Source organism: Micromonospora sp. M61, assembly GCF_018070245.1.
Classification (GTDB): domain Bacteria; phylum Actinomycetota; class Actinomycetes; order Mycobacteriales; family Micromonosporaceae; genus Micromonospora; species Micromonospora zamorensis.
On the sequence record NZ_JAGPYA010000119.1, the window covers coordinates 1 to 6,142 of the forward strand.

At 70.0% G+C, this 6,142-nt stretch carries 5 protein-coding genes and 1 tRNA gene; 3 read left to right on the plus strand and 3 right to left on the minus strand.

Annotated features, from left to right (window positions below; translation table 11 throughout):
* A partial coding sequence (locus tag KBX34_RS32595; protein ID WP_307871551.1) for a sigma factor occupies positions 1-207 on the minus strand: 207 nt, incomplete at its 3' end.
* A 132-nt stretch (positions 208-339) separates the two neighbouring features.
* Here KBX34_RS32595 and KBX34_RS32600 point away from each other — a divergent pair.
* Together KBX34_RS32600 and KBX34_RS32605 are read left to right on the plus strand one after the other, a co-directional pair.
* The gene (locus KBX34_RS32600; RefSeq protein ID WP_210928924.1) at positions 340-666 is read left to right on the plus strand and encodes a hypothetical protein; all 327 of its coding nucleotides are present in this window, start codon (positions 340-342) and stop codon (positions 664-666) included.
* Positions 667-683: 17 nt separating this feature from the next.
* Positions 684-1,547, plus strand: coding sequence for a hypothetical protein (locus tag KBX34_RS32605; protein WP_210928925.1), 864 nt, complete (start codon positions 684-686; stop codon positions 1,545-1,547).
* 481 nt (positions 1,548-2,028) lie between these two features.
* Here the strand turns inward: KBX34_RS32605 and KBX34_RS32610 are convergent, their stop codons facing one another.
* Both KBX34_RS32610 and KBX34_RS32615 read right to left on the minus strand, forming a co-directional pair.
* Positions 2,029-4,320, minus strand: a complete 2,292-nt coding sequence (locus KBX34_RS32610) for a hypothetical protein (RefSeq protein WP_210928926.1) — start codon at positions 4,318-4,320, stop codon at positions 2,029-2,031.
* Positions 4,321-4,888: 568 nt separating this feature from the next.
* Positions 4,889-4,962 (minus strand) — tRNA-Gly (locus tag KBX34_RS32615).
* Between the two features lie 202 nt (positions 4,963-5,164).
* On the opposite strand from KBX34_RS32615, the gene KBX34_RS32620 reads away from it, so the two are divergent.
* A partial coding sequence (locus KBX34_RS32620; protein WP_210928927.1) for a zinc metalloprotease occupies positions 5,165-6,142 on the plus strand: 978 nt, incomplete at its 3' end.

The window sequence follows — 6,142 nt, forward strand, 5'->3', positions numbered from 1 at the left end:
GACCGCCGCTTCGCCACGCCTACGCCACGCGACCAGGAAGGTGGACTGCGTCACGTCCTCGGCGAGCGTCCACGAGCCGGTGAGCCGGAACGCGTGGTTGTAGACCGCCCGGGCGTACCGGTCGAAGAGCCGGCCGAACGCGACCTCGTCACTGGCTGCGATGGCCGACCACAGATCTTGGTCGGACGGTTGTATCTGGCTCGTCACACCTGACTATCGCCGGTCGGGCCGAACCTGTTGCAGTCGTCTTCCGGGGTGATCGGCGCGCGAAGGCGAGAATCGACCGGAACGAATGGGGCGCCGCCTGGGGTCACTTGACGGCCGTGGGAGTCTCGCCGAGTGCTGGTTAGAGCAATCCTCGGGGCCGTCATCACCGCCATCGGGTGCGCGGGGGCGTTTGTCTTCGCCTACGCCGTGATCCTGGTCGGGGTGAAAGGCCAACGCGCCAGCGAACGGGCATGGGGGCGGGCGGCCAACCTGCCCCGAACTGTCTTCGCTGGCTACTTCGGCGCTGCCGGCCTTGCTCTTCTGTCGACGGCGCACCTGGCCCTGTTCTACCGCGACGAAGAGTGGTTCTGGCTAATCGCGCCCCAACAGGGAGCGGTGGTGCTTTCTCTTGCGGCGGGATGGCTCGCGATGCACAGGATGCGCAGGTCGCGTCGATGATCGGAGACACTTTCACCGTGCGAAACGACCTCGACCAGATCGAAGCGGCGTTCGTCGGCACGCCACTGGCCGGCCTGCCGATCGGGCACGGCCCGTCGGGCACTGTCCTCGTCGCCGACATCGACCCCAATCGCATGCAAGAGGCTTGGCAGGTTGCCGACGCACTGGTGTCGGTCACCGGACGCCTGCCCGTCATGGTCACCGACGACTTCGGCGACACGCCGAGGATCCGGCCCGAGCCCGAGCCCGGTCCGTCGGAGTCGGAGCTGCGCGCGTTCGCCGAGGCGGCCGAATCTTCCGACCCCTGGCTGGTCTACCGCCACTACCGTGCGGACGACGACGTCGACGAGGGCGAGGTCGAGTACTACACGCGTGGCAGGGCTGGCGCAGACCTGGACCTGACGGCCCTGGTGTCGGATGTGGCGCTGCCGACTCCGCTCCAGGAGCTGGAGCGGGCGCTGTACGATCGGCTGCTCGCCGACGCCGACCTGTACGCCCGGGTGCTTGGCAGGGTGCGGTTCGTGACGCAGACCGATTACTGGTTCACGCCTAACAGCGTCCTGCTCATGTTGCTGCCCACCAGCGATGTCCGCAGCTCGGGGTACTGGGTCGACTTCTTCGGTGCGCCCGCCCGGGGGTACCGGTGGATGCTGGCCGAGGCGTTGACGCAGTGGCGTCACCGGTGGGACGCCCGCCTGGTCGCGTCTTGGGGTGGCACCATGCTGCAGTTCCAGGTGGGTCGTCGCCCGGCACCGGGTGACGAGGCGTGGACCGCGGCCGGCCAGCTCAAGGCGCTGGCACCGAACCTCGACCTGTGCCGGTGGGAGGTCGCCGTTGCCTTGCCCGCCGGTGACGCGTGGTTCGTGCACAACCGACCCTGACGACTCGACCAGGCCGTGATCCGCCGAGCTCGGCCGTCGCCTGCGGACTGAGCCGCTCCTTGAAGTCGTGGTCCTAAGGGACGTCCTCGTCGATCCCCAATAGCGTCAGGCGTCCCTTAGGGCCTGTTTCACAAGGACTGGCCGGCCTGCGGCGGGCCCGGACGACGACCGGCGGCGTTGCGGTTTCGTCCAGATACAACACCGGTATCCGGACGAAACCCCGCCTTGCCGGGTCGCCGCCCGGACTCCGCCTCGGCTCGACCGCCCTTATGAAACAGGCCCTAGTCGGCCGCGGGCTTTCGCCAGCGTCCGGCCCGGATCCGGTCGGCTGGGTACAGCTCACGGCCAGTTCAGGGCCGGTAGTCTGCGCGACCGGCTACCGAAGCAGGCGGCCGAACCAGCGAGCTGGTTCGGCGGCATCCGAAGGCGGAAAACGACGCCGCCCGCCCGGTGACCCGGACGGGCGGCGATCACGACCGCGTCAGCAGGTGCAGTCGGGCGGGACGACGTAGAAGGCGATGTTGGTGTTGCTGCCCTCGTACCCGGCGTTGCCGGACCAGGAGAACTCGTACAGGAACTGCGGGTAGGTGTTGGCGTCCACGGTCGGCAGCGAGTCCCGCAGCGAGAAGGTGCCGTCCGCCGCGGTGGTGACGTTCGGGAGCGGGACCGAGGTGCCGTCCGGGCCGACCCGGTTGACGGTCAGCGTCACGCTTGCGCCGATCGACCCGGTACGGGTGCCGGTGACCTTGCCGTCGATGACCGACTGCTGGCCGTTGACCAGGGTGCGGTCCGGGGACGTGACCTCGATGGACGACGGCTGCTTCTGCACGGTCACGTCGACGGTGCCGGACGACCGCCGGTGGGTCGAGTTGCCGTCCCAGGCTAGCTTGTAGGTGACCTGCCCCGTGACCGTGACGCTGTCGTCGAAGCCGAAGGCGCACGACGCGTCGGTGGTCAGGTCCGGCAGCTTCTTCTCGTTACCGCCGTTGACGCTCCGGCTCACGTGGACCGTGGCCGGGCCCTGGCAGGCCCCAACGTCCTGGGAGATCGCTCCGGTGACCCGGAACTTCTCCCCGACGTACGCCGGGTCCGCCACCGTGCCGCTGATCTGGGAGTCCTTGGACGAGACGGTGACCTCCCGGGTGGCCGACGCCGGCGCGTACACCGGCGAGCCGGCGTCCCAGCTGACCGTGTAGACGTACCGGCCGCCCTGCGCCGGCGTGTCGAGGATCGCGAAGCCGCCAGCGCTGTCGGTGGTGACGGTCGGAAGCTGCTCGGTCACCCCGTCCACGCGGTTGTTCCAGGTGGTCCTGGTAACTCCGATCTGCTGGGGATCTGTGGGCACCTTGCCGTCGAAGCCCAGCGTGCCGGAGAGCTGCAGGCGCTTGCCGTCCTCGCCGGCCGCCGCGCCGGTGAGGGTGAGCGTCGGGGCGCGCCCGGCCACCGGCACTGTCAGCGAGCCGTCGCTGCCCTGGTAGTTCGGGGTCCGGGCCCAGGAGACCTCGTAGCGGATCTCCCCGCTGACCGGCGGGGTGTCGGTGATCGTGAAGGTGCCGTCCGCCGCGGTGGTGGCCGAGAGCGCGGTGCGGCTGTCATCCGGCAGGATCCGGGTGACGTCGAGCCGCTGCACGCCCGGGGCCGCTCCGTCGGCCAGGGTGAGCCGGCCGGTGACGGTCATCGGGTCGAGGGCGGTGGCGGACTCCGGCCCGGTCAGCGAGATCGCCGACTTGGGCAGGGTCACGTCGACCGCCCGCCAGAGGTGGTAGCGCTCGCTGTCCCGGTCGTACACCAGGCCGAAGACGTCGGTGCCGAGGAATGCCAGGCTGCCCTCCACCACCGCACCGTCCAGGCTGTCGGCCTGGTTGACCGGTGCGCCACTGGCGAGGGTGTGCACGATCAGCTCCGGACTGCCGTCGCGCCCGCCGGCGAGGTAGCGGCCGTCGGGGCTGATCGTGACCGCGTCCGGCCGGCCGGGGCCGGCGCCGTAGTGGCGTACCTCGGCCAGGGTGGTGGTGTCGTAGCCGATGTGGGTGGCCGAGCTGCCGTAGGCCCCGATCACCTGGCTGCCGTCCGGGGTGACGACCAGCTCGCGAAGGTCTGCCACGATGCTGTTCATGATCGTGCCGCGCCGCGTCGCCTGTGCGCCGTCCACGGAGTAGACCTCGACCATCGCGGGGCTGAGGCCGGGAGAGCCGGTGGCCAGCACGTTGCCGGCCACCGCGACCCGTGGCGCCTGGTACATGTAGTTGGTGATGCCGACGACCGTGGGATCGGCCGCCGCGACGTCGAGCGTCAGCACGCCGCCGGTCGACTCGAACCCGCAGCCGTAGCCGACCCAGACCCGGCTTCCGGACAGGGCGAGGTTCGTCGGGCAGCGGTACCCCTCCAGGGAAATCTTCCGGACGACCTGCAGGGTGGCGGTGTCGACCTCGGCCAGTTCACCGCTGTCGCTCAGCGCGACGTAGAGGCGGTCGCGATCGGTGTCGATGGCGAGGCCGACCGCGCCGGCCATCCCCTCCAGGGTGTCGGTCACCGCGCCGGTGGCGTCGGCGACGACGACCCGGTCGACCGCGGCGACGAAGACCCGGCCGTCGCCCGCGGCGACGTCTCGGGCGCTGGTGACGCCCTCCAGGAGGGTGCTGGTGTCCGCGGCGGCGGCCGGTGCCGCGACGCCGACCGCAGCGGCGGCGGCCAGGGCCGCCGTGGCGGTCGCGCCGGCGATCCGGCGCGGCAGTGCGGCTCGGGTACGGGCGGATGGTGAGCTGTGAAGCATGGGTACTCCCCGTCTGGCGCGACACCTCGCCGCGCCGGGAGGGAGCATGGCCGCCCCCTCCGACGGGATTCCACCCCGCTCCGCCGATCGACCGGGCATCCTCAGATGGCGACAAGGGCGACATGATCATGTGACCTTTTGGGACGGCGGGGCGCTGGTTTTGGTGGTGTAGAGCGTTTTCGCCGAGGCGGCGCGGCGAACGCGGTCCGCCGGCGGGCTACTCAGACCGGGGCGAGCACCCGTGACCTGATGGCCTGGATGGGGCATGACTCATCGCAGGCCGCGTTGATCTATCAGCACGCCACGGCCGAAGCGGACCGTGCCATTGCCAGGCGCTGCACCAGGCGTTGCGGGTGGACCGGAGTGGGCCCGGTAAGCCGGTAGGCAGCGCGAGCAAGACCAAAGGCAAGCCGGGCAAGAAGTCCGGCAGCAAGAAGGGTAAGAAGGGGTCAGCGGACCGGGACGGGCCGGGGATGACCGTGGCTAATGGCACGCTAATGGCACACGGCTGACCTCGGAACATCGAAGGCCCTGACCGGGACTGTCGTCCTGGCCAGGGCCTTCGCAGTGGAGCGGGTGACGGGAATCGAACCCGCACTGTCAGCTTGGGAAGCTGATGTTCTGCCATTGAACTACACCCGCAGGCGGCCCCACTGTACCCGAGTGGTCGATCCGGTGCACCCAGGCACCCCCGCGAGCCCACCACGCCAGGCGCCCAGGAAGAAGTTTCCGGACGGCAACATATGGCCGTTCTCAAATGCGTCGATGGGTTGTAACGTCTGCCACACGTTGCCAGCCACGGCGTGACACACCCCCTGCCGCGCCGCCAGAAAGAGGTGGGCCCATGGGACCCCGTCCCAACCTGCTGACCCGGCGTGCTGCCGGTGTCGCGTCGACGACCCTCGCGCTGCTGCTCAGCACCGCTGCGGTGGGCGTCGTTCCGGCTGCTTCGGCCTTCTCCGCGGCGCCCGGTGGCGCCTGCGTGGAGCCAGCCGACAGCCACTCCAACGCCCGACTCAAGCCCGGTGCGGCGGCCAAGCACGACCCGAACGAGTTGACCGCGCAGCAGGTCCGCGAGCGGGACGCGGACCTCGCCGCTGCGTTGCGCGAGCGCGCCAACTTCCGCACCGGCGCCGGCGCGACGGCGCTGGCCACGGTCACCATCCCGGTGGTGGTGCACGTGATCCAGGAGAACAGCACCCGGGCCGGCGGCAACATCCCCGACTCGCTGATCACCTCGCAGATCACCGTGCTCAACCAGGCATACGCCGGTGCGACCGGCGGAGCGGTCACCGCGTTCGCCTTCCGACTCGACAAGATCAACCGGGTGACGAACCCGTCGTGGTACCCGATCGTGCAGGGCTCGTCGGCCGAGCGGTCGATGAAGTCCTCGTTGCGGGTGGGCGGCAAGAACACCCTCAACATCTACCTCGGTGAGCTGAGCAACGACCTGCTGGGCTGGGCGACCTTCCCGCAGCGCAAACTGAGCAGCATGGACGGCGTGGTCGCGCTGAGCGAGTCGCTGCCGGGCGGCACCGCCACCAACTACAACCAGGGCGACACGGGCACCCACGAGGTGGGCCACTGGCTGAACCTCTACCACACCTTCCAGGGCGGGTGCGGCGGCTCGGGTGACAGCGTCAGCGACACCCCGGCCGAGGCGTCGCCGGCCTACCAGTGCCCGACCGGGCGCGACACCTGCTCGGCGACCGGGCTGGACCCGATCACCAACTTCATGGACTACACCTACGACTCGTGCATGTACCAGTTCACCCCCGGGCAGGCCAGCCGGATGCTGACCGCGTGGAACGCGTACCGGTCG